Consider the following 17,956-nt stretch of genomic DNA (forward strand, 5'->3'; position numbering starts at 1 on the left):
TTCTACCACTTGCCCGCGTTGGGCTGGCGGCGGCGGATGGCGCTGGCGATCTTCTCGGCCGCCTCCGTGCGGCTCACCCGCATCGCGAAGTCCACGGCCGTCAGGCCCAGCTGGTTCTTGAGCGTAGGATCGGCGCCCTCGTTGAGCAGCAGTTGCACGGCGTCGTTGGAGCCGTACTGCGCGGCCATCATCAGCGGCGTGGTGCCGTTGGGCGAGGTGGCGTCGATGTAGGCATGGTTCTCCAGCAGCATGCCGATGATGCGCACGTGCTCCTGCTTGATGCCCGATGCGGCATAGTGCAGCGGTGCCCAGCCTTCCTTGTTCACGTCGGCATCGCGCGCCATCAATGCCTTGACGGCGTCGACATTGCCCTTGAGCGCGGCCATCATCAGCGGGCTTTCGTCCTGCTGGTTGCGTGTCTCCACCTTCAGGCGCCGGTTGGCGATGAGGGCGGCAAACACCTTGAGCGACTCGGCCTGGATCGCCAGCGTCAGCCCCACCTGCCCCTTCGGGTCGCGGATGTTGGGGTCGAACCCGCGGCGCAGCAGGTTGTTGACGGTGTCGGCGTCGTCCCGCTCCACGGCCGAAAAGAAGTCCTCGTAGGAACCCGCCCAGGCGGTAGCGGCACCGGTGGCCAGTGCCAGGGCGCCCAACAGCGCCGTGCGGCGGCGCAGCGTGTGGCTCGTCATGCGTTCACTCCCTTGAACAAGGTCTCGAAATTGCGGCTGGTGGCCTCGGCCACCTCCTCCACGGCGATGCTGCGGGTCTGCGCCACCTGCCTGGCCACATGGGGCACATAGGCGGGGCTGTTGGTCTTGCCCCGGTAGGGCACTGGCGCCAGGTAGGGGCTGTCGGTCTCGATCAGCATGCGGTCCAGCGGCACGAAGGCCACCACATCGCGCAACTCCTGTGCGGTCTTGAAGGTGATGATGCCCGAGAAGGAGATGTAGTAGCCCAGGTCGAGCGCCGCCCGCGCCACCTGCATGGACTCGGTGAAGCAGTGGAACACGCCGCCGGCCCGGTTGCCCGCGCCGTCCTCGCCCTCTTCCCTGAGGATGGCCAGGGTGTCGTCCGACGCGCTGCGGGTATGGATCACCAGCGGCTTGGCGCAGCTGCGCGCCGCACGGATATGGGTGCGAAAGCGCTCGCGCTGCCACTCCAGGTCGGCGATGCTGCGCCCGCCCTTGCGGTCTTCCATGCCGTAGTAATCGAGGCCCGTCTCGCCGATGGCCACCACGCGCGGCAGGGCGGCGCGGTCCAGCAGGTCCTGCACCGAGGGCTCGGTCACGCCCTCGTTGTCGGGGTGCACGCCCACCGTGCTCCAGAAGTTGCCGTGCGCGAGCGCCAGCGCATGCACGTCGCCGAACTCTTCCATGGTGGTGCAGATGCACAGGGCCCGGTCCACCGAGGCCTCGGCCATGGCCTGGCGGATGGCCGGGAGCTGGTCAACCAGGCCGGGATAGGTGAGGTGGCAATGCGAATCAACGAACATGTGGTTTCAAAATGGAAAAAGCCGACCCGCCTGAGCGGGTCGGCATAGGCAGGGGGGCCGGACCTCAGATGGTCTGAGTCGGACGGTCCGAACCCAGCGAAGTTCCGAGCAGCTCCTCGATCTTGATCTTGAGCTGGCGCGACTTCTCGTCCTTGGGGAACTGGATGCCCACGCCCTGGGTGCGGTTGCCGGCGGCACGCGCCGGGGTGACCCAGGCCACGCGGCCGGCCACCGGGTAGCGCTGGGTGTCGTCGGGCAAGGTCAGCAGCACATACACATCGTCGCCGAGTTTGTAGTCGCGCTGGGTGGGCACAAAAATGCCCCCTTCGACGAAAAAGGGAATATAGGCCGCATACAGAGCCGCCTTTTCCTTGATGGCCAGCTGCATGACGCTGGGGCGGGGGGCGGTGGATGGACTGCTCATGGTGGGTGGGACGGCTTCAGTGCTTGGAGTGTAGGGTGTTTCGCGCCTGGGCGACAAGCGCCTCCAGCATCAGGCCGGCATTGAAGGGGTGGTCGGCCGTGCGCGCCGCCTTGGCCAGGGCCTTGGACCAGCGCGTGAGGGGCCCCAGCGGCGGTGGCTTGGGCAGGTCGGCCGGGGCAAAGTAGCGCGGCGCGGCGCCCACGCTGGCGGCCAGCAGGTCGTGGCAGAGCTTTTGCAGCGCGTCGATCACCTGTGCGGGCGACCAGTCGCCCAGCGCCGTGGCATCACCGCGCGCCACCGCCTGCGGCAGCAGGGCCCAGGCCTGCGGGCTGCGGCCGGAGCGGGCCAGCGCCAGCGCATCGTCGGGCCGCCCGCCTGCGGCACGCAGAAAGGCCGGCGCCGCATCGGCCGCAATGCCCTGGCCCTGGAGCCAGGCCAGCATCTCTGCCTCGGCCGGCCAGACCATGGTGTGGCCCAGGCAGCGGCTGCGGATGGTGGGCAGCAACTGGTGCGCGGCCTCGCTGGCCAGCACGAAGCGCACATCGCCCGGCGGCTCCTCCAGCGTCTTGAGCAGGGCGTTGGCCGTGATGTGGTTCATCTGCTCGGCCGGGTACACCAGCACCGCCTTGCCACGCCCGCGCGCCGAGGTGCGCTGGGAGAACTCCACCGCATCGCGCATGGCCTCCACGCGGATTTCCTTGCTGGCCTTGCGCTTCTTGTCGTCGATGTCGGCCTGGGCCTTCTCCGACAGCGGCCAGCCCAGGGCCATCATCTGCACCTCGGGCATCAGCACGCACAGGTCGGCATGGGTGCGCACTTCGATGGCGTGGCAACTGCCGCACTGGCCGCAGGCGCCATCGGCCGTGGGCCGGTCGCACAGCCAGGCGCGCACCATCTCCAGGCCCAGCGTGTACTGGCCCAGGCCCGAGGGCCCCTGCAGCAGCCAAGCATGGCCGCGCTGGGCGAGCAAGCTGCTGCGCTGCGCGGCGATCCAGGGCGCCAGCGGGAGGCTGCTGTTGGCGTCGCTCATGACATTTCTTTCGGCGTGGGCACCATGATGGACAGCCAGCCCTTGCGCACGAACACGCTGGTCAGCTGCTGCCAGACACGGTGGCGGTCCAGCGCGGCATCGAGCCGGGCAAAGCGCGCGGGCTCCACGGCGGCCCGGTCGGCATAGCCCTGGGCCACGCGGCGAAAGAACTCCACGGGCTGCGCCTCGAAGCGGTCGGGCACACGGGCGCCGGCCAGGCGCTCGGCCGCCACCTCGGGTGCCAGGTCGAACCAGACGGTCAGGTCCGGGTTGCGCAAGGTGCCTGCACCCGCGCCCGGCACCAGGCCGCCCTGGGCCATGCGCTCCAGGGTGGACAGGGTCATGAGGTCGAAACCCCGCCCTGCCCCCTGGTAGGCAAAGGTGGCGTCGGTGAAACGGTCGCACAGCACCACATCGCCCCGGGCCAGGGCCGGCTCGATCACGTTGCACAGGTGGTCGCGGCGCGCCGCGAAGATCAGCAGCGACTCGGTCAACGGGTCCATGGCGTCGTTCAGCACCATCTCGCGCAGCTTTTCGGCCAATGGCGTGCCGCCGGGCTCGCGGCTCACCGTCACCGTGCGGCCCTGCGCGCGGAATGCCGAGGCCAGCCCTTCGATGTGCGAGGACTTGCCGGCACCGTCGATGCCCTCAAAGGTGATGAAGAGGCCGGGTCGTGACATGAAAACCTTTGTCCAGAGTATGCAGGCGGGAGAGCAGGGTGCGCTGTGGCAGCCTACTGCTGCCCGCGCTGGTAGCGGTTGACGGCACGGTTGTGCTCGTCGAGCGAGGCACTGAAGTGGCTGGTGCCATCGCCCTTGGCCACGAAATACAGCGCCTTGGTGCGCTCGGGCTGCACGGCGGCCAGCAGAGAGGCCTTGCCAGGCATGGCGATGGGCGTGGGCGGCAGGCCGCCGCGGGTGTAGGTGTTCCAGGGGGTATCGGCCAGCAGGTCGCGCCGGCGCAGGTTGCCGTCGAACTTCTCGCCCAGGCCGTAGATCACCGTGGGGTCGGTCTGCAGCAGCATGCCGGTGCGCAGGCGGTTGACGAACACCCCGGCGATCTGCGCGCGGTCGCTGGCGCGGCCGGTTTCCTTCTCGACGATGCTGGCCAGGATCAGCGCCTCGTCGGCGGACTTGAGCGGGGTATCGGGCGAGCGCTGGCTCCAGGCGGCTTCGAGCTTGCGGTCCATGGCGTGCAGGGCGCGGCGCAGCACCGCCAGGTCGCTCGATCCCTTGGCGTAGGTGTAGGTGTCCGGGAAGAAGCGGCCCTCGGGTGCCACGCCGGGGCGCCCGAGCTGCGCCATCAGGGCCTCGTCGGTCAGGCCCCTGGAATCAGGCTTGATCTGGTCATCCGCAGCCAGTGCCTGGCGCACCTGGCGGAAGTTCCAGCCCTCCACCAGGGTCAAGGCGCGCAGCGCCTCCTCGCCCCGCACGAGCTTGGCCAGCAGGCCGCGCGGCGTGGTGCCGGGCGGAATCTCGTAGTTGCCCGCCTTGATCATGCGGTCCTGCCCCGAAAAGCGGAACCAGGCATAGAGCAATTGCGCGTCGGTGCGCACGCCGGCCGCCACCACATCGCGGGCCACGCCGCGCGGCGTGGTGCCGGGCTCGATGGCCAGTTCCAGCGGCTCGTTGCCCATGGGCAGGGGCTGGTGCAGCCACCAGAAGGCGGCTCCACCTGCGGCGATCACGATCACCAAGACAAAAACCAGTAAGCGTCGCACAACCCTGCTGCCTGTAGATAAAGGGAGCGGGCATCATAATTCAGCCATGACCCAGCTTCCCCTGAATGGCATTGCCCCCTTGTCGCACCTTGGCGTGATCCGCGTGGAAGGCGAAGACGCCGCCAAGTTCCTCCATGGCCAGCTCACGCAGGACTACGCCCTGCTGGGCCTGGGCGAGGCGCGCCTGTCGGCTTTTCTCTCGGCCAAGGGCCGCATGCAGGCCAGCATGGTCGGCTTCAAGCGCAGCCCTGTCGAGGTGCTGCTCGTGATCAGCCAGGACCTGCTGGCCACCACGCTCAAGCGTTTGTCGATGTTCGTGATGCGCGCCAAGGCGAAGTTGACTGATGCGTCTGCCGACTTTTCCCTGTATGGCCTGGCTGGCGATGCCGTTGTCTCACTTGCTGGTGGCACGGCCCCGGCCTGGACCAAGGCCGAGGTCGGCTCCGCCAGTGTGGTCCACCTCTACCCTGCCGCAGGCCAGCCTCGCGCCCTGTGGATAGCGCCCTCCTCCGAAGCCGCTCCGGCAGGTCCAGCGCTCGACCCTGCCCTGTGGCAGTGGAGCGAGGTGCAGAGCGGCGTGGCAACCTTGACCCAGCCATTGTTCGAAGCCTTCGTGCCGCAGATGCTCAATTACGAGTCGGTCGGTGGCGTGAACTTCAAGAAGGGATGCTACCCAGGCCAGGAGGTGGTGGCGCGCAGCCAGTTCCGCGGCACGCTCAAGCGGCGGTCTTACATCGCGCATGCCGGCAGTGCGGTGGCGGTGGGGGCGGAGGTGTTTGCTGTCGGCGATCTGGAGCAGCCTTGTGGGACGGTGGTGCAGGTGGCTGCTGCACCGGGCGGGGGGTTCGACTTGATCCTTTCGATGCAGATTTCGGCGGCTGACGGTCCACTGCAGGTCGGCGTGTCGGACGGCGTGGCCCTTGCGCTGCAGCCGTTGCCTTACGCCTTGCTTGACGATATTTGATCAGTTTATAAGGGAGGCATGCCGCATGCCTTGCTTGAGGGCGGAGGCCGGGTCTCGGCCCGGCGGCCGAGGTACTTGTTCTTTGCTTCGCCAAAGAAAAGTACCCAAAAGAAAGGCGACCCCGCTGCCCGTGTCCCCCATCGCCCTGTCGGGCGCTGGGGGCAGCCTGCGATGCTCGGTCCTGGGGTGACGCCGAAGAACTCCCTGCGCTGCCTCTGCGAGGCAGCTCCGGTCAAACAGCTTCGGCGAGCCAGATGACGAGGCGCGTGTCCTTCGGCACGCGCTCACCCCAGGCCCTGCGCTTCTCGGCACGGTCAGAAGGGGGTGGGAGCGGGCTCCACTCGGGCCATTGCTTCGCTCGGCCTCGTGGTCCTTCGCTGCGCTCGGCCTGGGCAGGGAGAATGCGCCCAACCGTCGGCAGCGCGCCTCGCGCACGTCACCGACCCCAGGCGCAGCTGCGCAGCAGCAGCCGTGTGGAGCCCGCTCCCCACCCCTGCTGGCTGCGCCGAGAAGCGCAGGAGCTGGGGTGGGCGTGTGTGCCGCAGGACACACACGCTTCGTCATCTAACTTGCCGCAGCTGTTTGAGCGGAGTTCGAAGAACGTAGCGAGTTCTGCGGCACCACCCCAGATCCGAGCATCGCAGGTTGTCCCCGTTCGCCCGACAGGGCGAACGGGGGACGCAGACTGGGGGTCGCCTTTTCTTGGCCCACCTTCTTTTGGCGACGCAAAAGAAGGTGGGTGCGCCGCCGGGCGCACATCCCGGCCTCCGCCCTCAACAAAGGCACGCCTCATCAAAGCGAAGCGACACCCAAAGCCAAATAATCAAAAGACCCGCGCCATCACAACATGCGCAATCCCCGCCTCCTCATAAGGCTCCCCCACCACAGCAAACCCCGCCCTCCGGTAAAACCCCTCCGCATTGCCCTGCGCATGCAACTGCACCTCCCGGTCCCCACGAGTACGTGAAGCATCCACCAACGCATCCAACAACTTGCGCCCCCACCGCGTCCCCCGCACCGACCGGTCCACCGCCAAGCGCCCGATACGCCCCACGCCAGGCGCCTCCTGCAGCAAACGCCCCGCCGCAATCGGCTGGCCCAGGCGGTTGTAGACCACCGCATGGCGCGCAGTGGCGTCGAGCGCATCGGCCTCGATCTCGGCAGGAATGCCCTGCTCCGTGACGAACACGGCGGTGCGCAGCCGGCCCGCATCACGGCCCAGCGCATTCCAGTCGCCGGTCCTGACCTCGGCTAGGTCCTCCCCGGCCTCGAAGGCCGTGATGATTGCGCGCAGCACATCGGGCACGGGCCGCGACTTCTGTGCCACGGGGTCGGCGAACACATAGACCAGCTCGCCCGAGACCAGCAGCCGGTCGCCACTGAAGATGCCGGCCTCGAACAGGCACGAGGAATTGCCCACGCGCGCACAGCGCATGCCCACATCCAGCGTGTCGTCCATGCGTGCGGATGCGTGGTATTCGAGGCTCGCCTTCTTCACGAACATCTCGCCGTCGAGCGCGTGCATGCTGGCCTCGTAGGGCAAGGCCAGGGCACGCCAGTATTCGGACATGGCGTTGTCGATGTACATCAGGTAGTGGCCGTTGAACACGATCTTCTGCATGTCCACTTCGGCCCAGCGCACCCTCAGGCGGTGGAAACAACGGAAATCACGGCGTTGCATGGCTTGTGTCTCACTCCAGTTGAAAAGCGTTGCGCAGCGCGCGCGCCGCGTCGGCGTGGGCCTGGCGCGCCTCGGGAATCGCGCGGCCCATCTTGATGAATTCGTGCGTCACGCCGCGGTAGATCTCCAGGTCCACCGCCACGCCTGCGGCACGCAGCTTGTCGGCATAGTCCACGCCCTCGTCCACCAGCGGGTCGCACTCGGCCAGGCCGATCCATGCGGGGGCCACGCCCTCCACATCGTCGGCATGCAGGGGTGCGAAGCGCCAGTCCTCGCGCTGCGCGCGGCTGGTCACGTACTGGCCGAAGAACCAGGTGATGGCCGGCTCGTCGAGCACCAGGCCGCTGGCAAAGCGGGTGTGCGAGGGTGTGTCCTGGTGCGCCGCGCAGCCCGGGTAGATCAGCAGCTGCAGCGCCAGCGGCAGGCCCGCATCGCGCGCCAGGATGGCATTCACGGTCGCCAGCGTGCCGCCCGCGCTGTCGCCGCCCACGGCGATGCGCGCCGGGTCGGCACCCAGGCCGGCTGCATTCGCATGCAGCCAGGCCAGCGCATCCCAGGCGTCGTGGGTGGCGGTGGGAAAGCGGTGCTCGGGCGCCAGCCGGTAATCGAGCGAGACCACCATGCACCCCGCCAGCCGCGCCAGTTCGCGGCACAGGATGTCGTGCGTGGCGATGCTGCCGATGGTGAAGCCGCCGCCGTGCGTGTAAAGCAGCACGGGCAATGGCGTCCCGGTCGAAGGCGCGTACAGCCGCGCTGGCAGCGCATGGCCGTCGCGCGCGGGGATGGTGAAGTCCTCCACCCGGGGCAACGCGGCCTTGGGGATCTCCAGCACGTCGGCACCGGCCGCATAGGCGGTGCGCGCATCCTGCGGGGTGCGGGTGTACAGCGGCGCGTGGCCCGCGCGCGCCATGCGTTCGAGCACGCTGCGCATCTGGGGGGTCAGGCGGTTGGCGTGGATGTGCAGATCGGTCAAAGGGCAAACTCGCTCAATGTCAAAACAGGCAAGGGCGAATCTACCCGAACGCCCTGCACCGTGCTGCAGCGCCCTGAAAAGCCGGCCACGCCGTTGTCACGGAAGTGACGAAAAAAGCGGCATCCATGAGGGTTTGCTTCAGGGCCATGCCGCCCCCTGGGTTGTACAGTCGACAGCCATCGTCCACGCAACAACAACTTCCCGCAACGCCATGGCCTTCATCTACTACGTCACCCAGATCCAGTTCGAGTTCGGCGCCGTGAAGCTGCTCCAGCAGGAATGCGAGCGCGTGGGCATCACACGCCCGCTGGTCGTGACGGACCCTGGGGTCAAGGCCGCCGGCGTGCTGCAAAAGGCGCTGGACGCGCTCGCGGGCCTGCCCGTGGCGGTGTTCGACCAGACCCCGGCCAACCCCACCGAGGCTGCCGTGCGCGCTGCGGTGGAGGTCTACCAGCGCGAGGGCTGCGACGGCCTGATCGCCGTGGGCGGCGGCTCGGCCATCGACTGCGCCAAGGGCATCGCCATTGCCGCCACGCACGAAGGCCCGCTCACCCACTACGCCACCATCGAAGGCGGCTCGCCGCGCATCACCGAGCGCGCCGCACCGCTGATCGCCGTGCCCACCACCAGCGGCACGGGCAGCGAGGTGGCACGCGGCGCCATCATCATCGTGGACGACCATCGCAAGCTCGGTTTCCACTCCTGGCACCTGGTGCCCAAGACCGCCATCTGCGACCCCGAGCTCACGCTGGGCCTGCCCCCCATGCTCACGGCCGCCACCGGCATGGATGCGATCGCGCACTGCATGGAGACCTTCATGTCGGCCGCATTCAACCCGCCGGCCGACGGCATTGCGCTGGACGGCCTCACGCGCGGCTGGGCCCACATCGAACCGGCCACGCGCAACGGCAGCGACCGCGATGCGCGCCTGCACATGATGAGCGCCAGCATGCAGGGCGCCATGGCCTTCCAGAAAGGGCTGGGCGCCGTGCACTCGCTCAGCCACAGCCTGGGCGGCGTGAACCCGCGCCTGCACCATGGCACGCTCAACGCCATGTTCCTGCCGGCGGTGGTCCGCTTCAACGCCGGGGCCGAGTCGGTGCAAAAGGAAAAGCGCCTGGAGCGCATGGCCCATGCCATGGGCCTGGCCGGCGCGCTCGACATTCCCGACGCCATCCGCGACATGAACGCCCGCCTGGGCCTGCCCACGGGCCTGGCGGCCATGGGCGTGACCGAAAGCATGTTCGACGACATCATCAAGGGCGCCCTGGCCGACCACTGCCACAAGACGAACCCGCGCATCGCCACGCCCGAGGAATACCGGGACATGCTCACGCAGTCGCTGTAACGCCGGGCCGTCTGGCCCCAGGCCGTGCCCGCTCCGTGGCGGCGGCGATGCGCGTGCGGCCACGCCCCCCAACAGCCTCCCCCATACGGGCGGGGTACAGACAGCGCCCGTGCAGCTAAACTGCGGCACTGCCAAACAATAATTAACAAAATAATTAACGGGCCGGCGCCACAGGGCGCCGCAGGCCGTTGCCACTGCTGAGCGAGGCGGCATGCATGGTGGAGTGCATGGCTGGCGCGCAGCCGGGCCTTCGGCATGCCACCGCACGGGTGGGCGCCGCCGAGGGCGGTGCTGCGTGCGCTCTTTCATCCATTCCATGCAATGACTGGCTGATCCATCCATGCGCGCAGAAAAATTCAGGGCCTGGCTGACGCAGGGAACCACCCCCCGCCTGTACCTCGCGATCCTGGCGATCATCGTGGCGGTCGTGGCCGTGCGCTATCAGCAGCTGGTCTCGCTGGAGGAGCAGGAAGCGCATGACCGCGCCGTGGCCGAACTCGCGCGCGTGGGCGACAGCCTGCTGCCCACCCTGGTGGCCCTGGACCCGGCCCAGCGCGAGTCCGCCGCCCGCGTGCTGCAGTCCACCCCCACGCGTTTCGGCCCGGGCGTGCAGTCGCTGCTGTGGCAGGTACCGGGCCACGCGCCCCTGCAGTGGGCCGCGCCCCCCGTGGCCATGCAGGCCCCGGCGTGGTTTGCCCACATCCTGGACATCGCCCCGCCCACGCAGCGCTTTGGCCAGAGCTTCGCCGACGGGCGCACCGGCGTGCTCACGGTCGCCGCCGACCCTGGCATCCTGGTGGACCGGGTCTGGAAGACCGTGGTGGTGCAGGCCCGCATCTCGGCGCTGAACATCTTCACCATCCTGTTCCTGCTGACCCTGATCCTGCGCGCCAACGCCCGCATGCTGCGCCGCCTGACCGAGGCCACGGACCGCTTCCGCCAGGGGCACCTGGACACGCGCATGGACATCAAGGGCACCCTGGAATCGCGCGCCGTGGCCCACACCTTCAACGACATGGCGGGCAAGGTCCAGTCGCTGGTGCACTCGCTGCGCGAGACGCAGCAACTGCAGAGCGAGCAACTGCACTTCACGCGCCAGCTCATCGACGCCCTGCCCCTGCCGGTGTTCGTGCGCGAGGCGGATGGCACTTTCGTCGATGCCAACCGGGCCTGGCAGCGGCTGTTCCAGAACGGCGACCCCGGCCTGCCGGGCCAGGGCATGTTCCCGGGCCTCACGGCGCCGCACCTGCTCTCACCCACCCAGTCGCGGCACCTGGCCATGTCCCAGGACAACGAGGTCCTGGTGCAGCCGCCCGGCCAGCTGGCACGCACCATGGCCTACTACGAAGCGCCCTTCACCAGCACGAACGGCGCCGTGGCCGGCACCGTGGGCACGCTGGTGGACATCACCGAGCGCAAGCGCGCCGAGCAGGCGCTGCGCAACGAGAAGGACCGCGCCGAGGTCACGCTGGCCTCCATCGGCGACGGCGTGATCACCACCGACCTGGCCGGCTGCATCGAGACCATCAACGAAGCCGCCCAGCTCATGACCGGCTACACCGCCGAGCAGGCCGTGGGTGAACTGCTGGACGATGTGTTCCGGCTGTACGAGGAGCCCGCGAGCCAGGCCGCCACCCGGGCCACAGGCGACACCGCTACGGCGGCCCCCACCCAGCCCGCCATGCAGGAGGTGCTGCTGCACCGCTCGGGCGAGCGCTATGCCATCGAGTACACGGCATCGGCCATCCGCCAGGGCAGCGGGCGCGCATCGGGCTGCGTGCTGGTGTTCCGCGACGTGACCGAAGCCAGCCACCTGCGCCACCAGATCTCCTGGCATGCGCGGTACGATGGCCTGACCGGCCTGCTCAACCGCGCCTCCCTGGCCGAGCGGCTCACCCACGCCCTGTTCGTGACAGGCCGCAGCCCCACCCTGCTGGCCGTGTGCATGCTGGACCTGGACCATTTCCAGGCCATCAACGACGCCCACGGCCACCGCATGGGCGACCGCCTGCTCAAGGAGGTGGCCCAGCGCCTGAACGCCTTCGCCACCGGCAGCAATGCGGCGGCGCGCCTGGGTGGTGACGAGTTCGTGCTGCTGCTCAACCACCAGACCGACGTGCCCGCCATCGAGGAGCATGTGCGCCAGCTCATGCAGCAGCTGGCCGCACCCTATGCCATCGACGACCGCCTGCTGCACACCACCGCCAGCGTCGGCGTGGCCGTGTTCCCACAGGACGACGTGAACCCCGACACCCTGCTGCGCCAGGCCGACCAGGCCATGTGCCAGGCCAAGCGCTCGGGCCGCAACCGCATGCACCTGTTCGACGTGCAGCTCGACCACGCGGTGCAGACCCAGCATTCGCAGCAGACCCGGGTGACCCAGGGGCTGCAGGCCGGCGAGATGCGCCTGCACTACCAACCCAAAGTCAACCTGCGCACCGGCGAGGTGCTGGGCATGGAAGCCCTGCTGCGCTGGCAGCACCCAGAACAGGGCCTGCTCGGCCCCCAGCATGTGCTGCCCCTGCTGCAGGATGCCGAGGTCGTGGCCGAGCTTGGCGAGTGGGTGCTGCGCGAGGCCCTGTCCCAGATGCGGCAATGGAGCCTGGCCGGCGCGCAATGGGAGGTCAGCGTGAACATCGCTGCGCAGCACTTTCACCGACCCGACTTCGTGGACCGGCTCAAGGACCTGCTGCTGACCTGCCCCGAGGTGCCGCCCTCCCGGCTGGAACTGGAAATCCTGGAATCCGCCGCGCTGCAGGACATGCAGTACATGCGCAGCATGATGCACAGCTGCCAGGCGCTCGGCGTGCGCTTCGCGCTCGACGACTTCGGCACCGGGTTTTCATCGCTGTCCTACCTCAAGCGCCTGCCGGCGGAGACCCTCAAGATCGACCAGTCCTTCGTGCAGGGCATCCTGCACGACGAGGACGACCTGACCCTGGTCAACGCCATTATCACGCTGGCCCGGGCCTTCAACCGCCAGGTGATCGCCGAGGGCGTGGAAACACCGGCCCATGGAGACAAGCTGCTGGCGCTGGGTTGCGAACGGGCCCAGGGCTTCGGCATCGCGCCGCCCATGCCCGCGCACGAGGTGCTGGCCTGGACCCGCACCTACGAGCAGGCGCGCCTGCCCCGGACTGCGGCGGCGCCAACGCCCACGCGCTGAGCGACGGCAAACCCTTTCAAAGGACCTGCACCGCGGCCATGTCGGGCCGGCGCAGCCAGCCGGCGAACTCGTCGGCCAACTGGCGGCTGGCCGCCGTGGCGGCCAGCCAGGCCTTGGCGCGGGCGGCGCTGTCGGTGCCGTAGTGGACGAAGTCGTTGCGGTCGGGCAGCTTGCCGTTGGGCAGGCTGCGCACCCATTCGGGGTTGGGCGACAGCACCACCATGGAGTCGAGCGCGCTCGTGGAGCGGTGCCGCCATTTGAGCCCCTTGTCCAGCCAGCCCGGCACCACCTGGTGCTGGAAATGCGGGTAGAGCACCAGCCCACCGCCCGCCTGCGCAGCAACCCCTGCCGCAGCCGCCAGGGGGTTGGTTGGCGCACGGTCGTAGCCCAGGTGCAGGTGGTAGTCGGTAATGCCCCCGTCCCAGTAGGCGCCGCGCGGTGCGCCCGGAATGTCGTGCACCGCCTGCAGCACGAACGGGATGGAGCAACTGGCCTGCAGCGCCGGCATGAAGTTCTGCGCCGTGAGCTGCACCTGGCGGGTACGGAAGTCGGCCGTCCCGAAGGGCAAGGCCGCCCCGGTCGAGGCCCCTTCATCGGGCGACGAGAACACCACGCGCTCCAGCCAGGCGCCCAGGGCCTTGCGGTGCATGGTGTTGCTCAGGAAGGCGCCGAGATAGCCCAGCGGCGTGCCCACCCGGTGCTCGCGTGCCAGCACATGCCGGCCACGCGAGGTGACGATGTGCAGGTGAAAGCGTGGGTGGCTCAGCACCTCCCCCACCCGCCCGCCGTAGAAGGCCTGCAGGTTCTGGCCGAAGCGCTCGCTCACGTGCGACGCCGAGGGCCGCTTCTTGCCCGGGGGCAGCTCATAGCTCTGGTGGATGTAGTCGTGCTCCAGCCGCTCGAAGGCCGCCACCGAGGCCCCCAGGCAGGCCGTGGCCATGCGCCAGGCGCCGATGGAGGCACCCACCAGGTGCACCGGCTGGCTGGAGCCGGCCAGCCATTCGCCAAACAGGAAGCGGTCCAGCGGCCCGAGGACCAGGCCCTTGGGGCCGCCGGCTGCCGCGGGGATCACGCGCACATCGCCCGCTTGCAGGCCATGCTGTTCAAGGTGCTGGCGGGCGCGCGGGCCCGCGTGGATGCGCAATGCTTTCATGCCCGGCATTGTCCCAGAGCGAACGCTCAGACCACGTAGTCGGCAGCCGCCTCGGGGCGCACGTTCCAGTCGATGGGGTCCTGCTGCAGCACCATGTCGATATCGAGCCCCAGCACCAGCCCCACCTCGCCCGGGAAGGAGACGGCCAGCTCGTTCTCGTTGAGCCCGGCCTCGCGCGCACGGGCACGCCAGGAGGCCAGGTGGATCACGCCGGCCATCGGCTCATAGGCATTGTTCTCGAACGGCGCGTCCTGGTACTGCAGGGCGTCGACCACCACTTCGGGCAGTTGCCAGCGCCGCGCCAGCCCGGCCGATACCTTGGCATAGCAGTAGCCGAAGATGCGCTGCTCCACCTTGGCACGGCGCATGTCCAGCGGCGGCACCAGGGTGTTGACCGAATGGGCCTTCTCGGGGTCGGCCAGGTGGATCACCAGCTCGCCCAGGCCATGCAGCAGGCCAGCCGTGTAGGCAGCGATCTGGTCATGGTGTACCAGGCCCGCGAGCGAGCGCGCGAGCTTGGCGGTGTTCAGGCTGTAGCGCCAGAACTGCTGCATGTTGACCCCCGGCACCGAGCGCGAAGTGGTGCCCAGGGGCGCCGAGGTGACCAGTGCACGCAATTGCGCAGTGCCCAGCAGGGCCAGGGCCTGGGGGATGCCGGCGATCTGGCGCGGCATCTGGAAGGTGGGGGAATTGGCCAGCTCCAGCAGGCGCGCGGCCAGGGCCGGGTCGGTGCCGAAGAGCTGGTTCATGCGCCGCAGGCTGGGCTCGGGCTGGGCCAGCTCGCTCATCAGCAGCGCAACGGTGCGCGGCAGGCTGGGCAGGGCCGCCGGCTGGGCCAGCAGGGCATTCAACTCCATGGGTGATCGGGCGTCTGGTGGGACAAGCGGCGATTATGGCGCTGCCCGCGCCATCAGCCCATCACCCATTTTGTCCATGCCGTCTTACCTGCACGGGCGGTTGCGGTGGCCGCATCAACGGTCAGCGGCCCTTGGCTTGCTGCAGCTTCGCAAAGGCCGATGCCATGGCCGACTGCTGCACGGGCTCGGGGCCCCGGCGCTGGGGCTGCTGGTAGCCCCGCCCGGCACCCTCGAAGCGGTTGCCGTCGCGCGGGCCGCTGCGGTCGCCGCCCTGGCGCGGCGGCGCGTCACCGAGCTTCATCGACAGGCCGATGCGCTTGCGCTCCACGTCCACCTCCATGACCTTGACCTTGACGATGTCGCCGGTCTTGACCACTTCGCGCGCGTCGTTCACGAACTTGTGCGCCAGCTGGCTCACGTGCACCAGGCCATCCTGGTGAACCCCCAGGTCGATGAAGGCGCCGAACTGGGCCACGTTGCTCACCGTACCCTCGAGGATCATGCCTTCCTTGAGGTCCTTGATGTCTTCCACGCCGTCGTTGAAGCGCGCCACCTTGAAGTCCGGGCGCGGGTCGCGGCCGGGCTTTTCGAGTTCGCCCAGGATGTCCTTGACGGTGATGACGCCGAACTTCTCGTTGGCGAACAGCTCCGGCTTCAGGGTCTTGAGCATGTCGCTGCGGCCCATGATCTCGGCCACGGGCTTGCCGGTCTTTTCCATGATCTGCTCGACCACAGGGTAGGTCTCGGGGTGCACACCGGTCATGTCCAGCGGGTTGTCGCCGCCGCGGATGCGCAGGAAGCCCGCGCTCTGCTCGAAGGTCTTGGCGCCCAGGCCCGACACGTCCATGAGCTGCTTGCGACTCTTGAAGGCGCCATTGGCCTCGCGCCAGCGCACCACCGCCTTGGCCACACTGGGCGACAGGCCCGAGACGCGGCTGAGCAACGGCACGCTGGCCGTGTTCAGGTCCACGCCCACCGAGTTCACGCAGTCTTCCACCACTGTGCCCAGGGTGCGGGCCAGTTCGCTCTGGTTCACGTCGTGCTGGTACTGGCCCACGCCAATGCTCTTGGGGTCGATCTTGACCAGTTCGGCCAGCGGGTCCTGCAGGCGGCGCGCAATGCTGGCGGCGCCGCGCAGGCTCACGTCCACGTCGGGCATCTCCTGCGAGGCGTATTCGCTGGCGGAGTAGACCGAAGCACCGGCCTCGCTCACCACCACCTTCTCGATGGCGCGCTCGGCCTTGGCGGCGAGCTTGATCAGGTCGGCCGCCAGCTTGTCGGTCTCGCGGCTGGCCGTGCCGTTGCCGATGGCGATCAGGTTCACGCCGTGCTTTTCCGCCAGCTTGGCCAGCGTGTGCAGCGAGCCTTCCCAGTCGCGGCGCGGCTCGTGCGGGAACACGGTAGCGGTTTCCACCAGCTTGCCCGTGGCGTCCACCACGGCCACCTTCACGCCGGTGCGGATGCCCGGATCCAGCCCCATCACCACGCGCGGGCCTGCAGGCGCCGCCAGCAGCAGATCACGCAGGTTGTCGGCAAACACCTTGATGGCGACCTTCTCGGCATCGTCGCGCAGGCGCGCGAACAGGTCGCGCTCGGTCGAGAGGCTCAGCTTCACGCGCCAGGTCCAGCTCACGCACTTGCGCAGCAGGTCATCGGCCGGGCGGCCGGCATGGCTCCAGCCCAGGTGCAGGGCGATCTTGCCTTCGGCCAGGCTGGGCTTGCCCGGCTCGGGCTCGACCGGCAGCACCAGCTTGCCTTCGAGGATTTCGAGCGCACGCCCGCGGAACACCGCCAGCGCGCGGTGCGAGGGCACGCGGCCAATGGGCTCGTCGTATTCGAAATAGTCGCGAAACTTGGAGACCTCGGGGTCGTTCTCGTTCTTGCCCCCCACCTTCTTGCTGCGCAACAGGCCCTCGGCCCACAGCCATTCGCGCAGCGACTGCACCAGCACGGCGTCTTCGGCCCAGCGCTCGGACAGGATGTCGCGCACGCCATCGAGCACGGCCGGCACGGTGGAGAAATCGGCGCCGGTCTTGCCATCGTCCAGCACCTCGGGCGGCTTGATGAACGCAACAGCCTCGGTCGCAGGGTCCAGCGTGGGGTCGGCAAACAGCTTGTCGGCCAGCGGCTCGATGCCGAACTCGCGCGCCATCTGGCCCTTGGTGCGGCGCTTTTGCTTGAAGGGCAGGTAGATGTCCTCCAGCTCCTGCTTGGTCGGTGCACCGGCAATGGCCACGCGCAGGGCGTCGGTCAGCTTGCCCTGCTCGTCGATGCTCTTGAGCACCGCGGCGCGGCGGTCTTCGAGCTCGCGCAGGTAGGACAGGCGCGCTTCGAGCTCGCGCAGCTGGATATCGTCGAGCCCGCCCGTCACTTCCTTGCGGTAGCGGGCGATGAAGGGCACCGTGGCGCCCCCGTCGAGCAGCTCCACCGCTGCACGCACCTGGGATTCACTGACTTTGATTTCTGCGGCCAACTGCCGGACGATCTGCTGCATGGGTGGGCAAACTCTCTGAAACTCGAAAAAATACGCGAAGCGCGGGAGTTTGCCACAGCCACTTTTGGTAACAGCCGGGGCAACGCCCTGGCTTACCCTCGGAAATGCCGGAGCTTCTTAGAATGCAGGGACCACGCCCTCCGCCCGATCCACACGCCCTCCATGAAGCCTGTCCCCTTCCCCGTCCGCACGGAGTGCCCGCCTGGCGCCTGTGTCTGCGACCGGGACGCCCTGCTCCAGGCCCCCGATGGCGACACACGCATCCTGCAGCTGACCCAGACCGAGGAAAAGAAGCTGCTCACCCGGCTCGAGGGCATCACCAGCCTGGCTGACCTGCGCCGCATGCAGGAGCGCATGGAGCAGCAGCTCGGCATCCGCATCACCGTCACACCGAGCCCCAACGAAGTGCGCACCCTGCGCGGCATCGCCATCCTGGTGCATGAGCAACGTGGCCTGTGCCGCAAGACGCGCCAGTCCATTCCGGCCGCAATCAAGAAGGGCATGGACCAGCGCCCCGAGATTGCTTACGAGTTGCTGGACGAAGGGGGCCTGTTCTCCAGCCCGTGAGGGGGCCTTCCCCCCGCCTGGCAGGGCGCAGGATGGAGCTACCATCTGCGCATCCCGCGTTCCCTTCCCCATCGTTGTTGTCCCGGA

Annotated in this window: 15 protein-coding genes; 4 read left to right on the plus strand and 11 right to left on the minus strand. The window is 68.5% G+C overall.

Annotated features, from left to right (window positions below):
* Positions 1 to 2: 2 nt before the first annotated feature.
* The 6 genes from U5N23_RS04405 to mltG form a co-directional block, all read right to left on the minus strand.
* Entirely contained in the window at positions 3 to 689 is a 687-nt protein-coding gene (locus U5N23_RS04405; protein WP_322591622.1) for an ankyrin repeat domain-containing protein, read from the minus strand.
* Entirely contained in the window at positions 686 to 1,492 is an 807-nt protein-coding gene (locus tag U5N23_RS04410; protein WP_322591623.1) for a TatD family hydrolase, read from the minus strand. Before U5N23_RS04410 ends, U5N23_RS04405 begins: the two co-directional genes overlap by 4 nt.
* Before the next feature lie 64 nt (positions 1,493 to 1,556).
* The gene (locus U5N23_RS04415) at positions 1,557 to 1,916 is read right to left on the minus strand and encodes a PilZ domain-containing protein (RefSeq protein WP_322591624.1); all 360 of its coding nucleotides are present in this window, start codon (positions 1,914 to 1,916) and stop codon (positions 1,557 to 1,559) included.
* Between the two features lie 16 nt (positions 1,917 to 1,932).
* Complete coding sequence (locus tag U5N23_RS04420) at positions 1,933 to 2,946, minus strand: DNA polymerase III subunit delta' (RefSeq protein ID WP_322591625.1); 1,014 nt, start codon at positions 2,944 to 2,946, stop codon at positions 1,933 to 1,935.
* On the minus strand, positions 2,943 to 3,626 hold the full coding sequence (tmk, locus tag U5N23_RS04425; protein WP_322591626.1) for a dTMP kinase: 684 nt from the start codon (positions 3,624 to 3,626) through the stop codon (positions 2,943 to 2,945). Before tmk ends, U5N23_RS04420 begins: the two co-directional genes overlap by 4 nt.
* 53 nt (positions 3,627 to 3,679) lie before the next feature.
* A complete protein-coding gene (gene mltG / locus U5N23_RS04430) occupies positions 3,680 to 4,666 on the minus strand; it encodes an endolytic transglycosylase MltG (protein WP_322591627.1) in 987 nt (328 codons plus the stop codon).
* Between the two features lie 46 nt (positions 4,667 to 4,712).
* On the opposite strand from mltG, the gene U5N23_RS04435 reads away from it, so the two are divergent.
* Positions 4,713 to 5,630 (plus strand): folate-binding protein, encoded by a 918-nt coding sequence (locus U5N23_RS04435; RefSeq protein WP_322591628.1) that lies wholly within the window; start codon positions 4,713 to 4,715, stop codon positions 5,628 to 5,630.
* Between the two features lie 823 nt (positions 5,631 to 6,453).
* On the opposite strand, the gene U5N23_RS04440 is transcribed toward U5N23_RS04435, so the two are convergent.
* Together U5N23_RS04440 and U5N23_RS04445 are read right to left on the minus strand one after the other, a co-directional pair.
* Positions 6,454 to 7,311 carry a YbgC/FadM family acyl-CoA thioesterase gene (locus U5N23_RS04440; RefSeq protein WP_322591629.1) on the minus strand — a complete coding sequence of 286 codons (858 nt, stop codon included), beginning with the start codon at positions 7,309 to 7,311 and terminating at the stop codon, positions 6,454 to 6,456.
* Positions 7,312 to 7,321: 10 nt separating this feature from the next.
* Positions 7,322 to 8,284, minus strand: a complete 963-nt coding sequence (locus U5N23_RS04445) for an alpha/beta hydrolase (RefSeq protein ID WP_322591630.1) — start codon at positions 8,282 to 8,284, stop codon at positions 7,322 to 7,324.
* Positions 8,285 to 8,495: 211 nt separating this feature from the next.
* On the opposite strand from U5N23_RS04445, the gene U5N23_RS04450 reads away from it, so the two are divergent.
* Positions 8,496 to 9,632 carry an iron-containing alcohol dehydrogenase gene (locus U5N23_RS04450; RefSeq protein ID WP_322591631.1) on the plus strand — a complete coding sequence of 379 codons (1,137 nt, stop codon included), beginning with the start codon at positions 8,496 to 8,498 and terminating at the stop codon, positions 9,630 to 9,632.
* A 340-nt stretch (positions 9,633 to 9,972) separates the two neighbouring features.
* Positions 9,973 to 12,798, plus strand: coding sequence for an EAL domain-containing protein (locus U5N23_RS04455; protein WP_322591632.1), 2,826 nt, complete (start codon positions 9,973 to 9,975; stop codon positions 12,796 to 12,798).
* A 16-nt stretch (positions 12,799 to 12,814) separates the two neighbouring features.
* Here U5N23_RS04455 and U5N23_RS04460 read toward each other — a convergent pair whose 3' ends face one another.
* The 3 genes from U5N23_RS04460 to U5N23_RS04470 all read right to left on the minus strand — a co-directional run bounded on the left by U5N23_RS04460 (position 12,815) and on the right by U5N23_RS04470 (position 17,302).
* Positions 12,815 to 13,951: a patatin-like phospholipase family protein gene (locus tag U5N23_RS04460; protein ID WP_322591633.1), complete on the minus strand. Its 1,137-nt coding sequence runs from the start codon at positions 13,949 to 13,951 to the stop codon at positions 12,815 to 12,817.
* A 26-nt stretch (positions 13,952 to 13,977) separates the two neighbouring features.
* A complete protein-coding gene (locus U5N23_RS04465) occupies positions 13,978 to 14,808 on the minus strand; it encodes an HDOD domain-containing protein (RefSeq protein WP_322591634.1) in 831 nt (276 codons plus the stop codon).
* 121 nt (positions 14,809 to 14,929) lie between these two features.
* Complete coding sequence (locus tag U5N23_RS04470) at positions 14,930 to 17,302, minus strand: Tex family protein (protein ID WP_322591635.1); 2,373 nt, start codon at positions 17,300 to 17,302, stop codon at positions 14,930 to 14,932.
* A 162-nt stretch (positions 17,303 to 17,464) separates the two neighbouring features.
* Between U5N23_RS04470 and U5N23_RS04475 the strand changes: the two genes are divergently transcribed.
* Complete coding sequence (locus U5N23_RS04475; protein WP_322591636.1) at positions 17,465 to 17,869, plus strand: hypothetical protein; 405 nt, start codon at positions 17,465 to 17,467, stop codon at positions 17,867 to 17,869.
* Positions 17,870 to 17,956 lie beyond the last annotated feature (87 nt).

This window comes from Acidovorax sp., from assembly GCF_034519795.1.
In the GTDB taxonomy this organism is placed as follows: Bacteria; Pseudomonadota; Gammaproteobacteria; order Burkholderiales; family Burkholderiaceae_C; genus Acidovorax.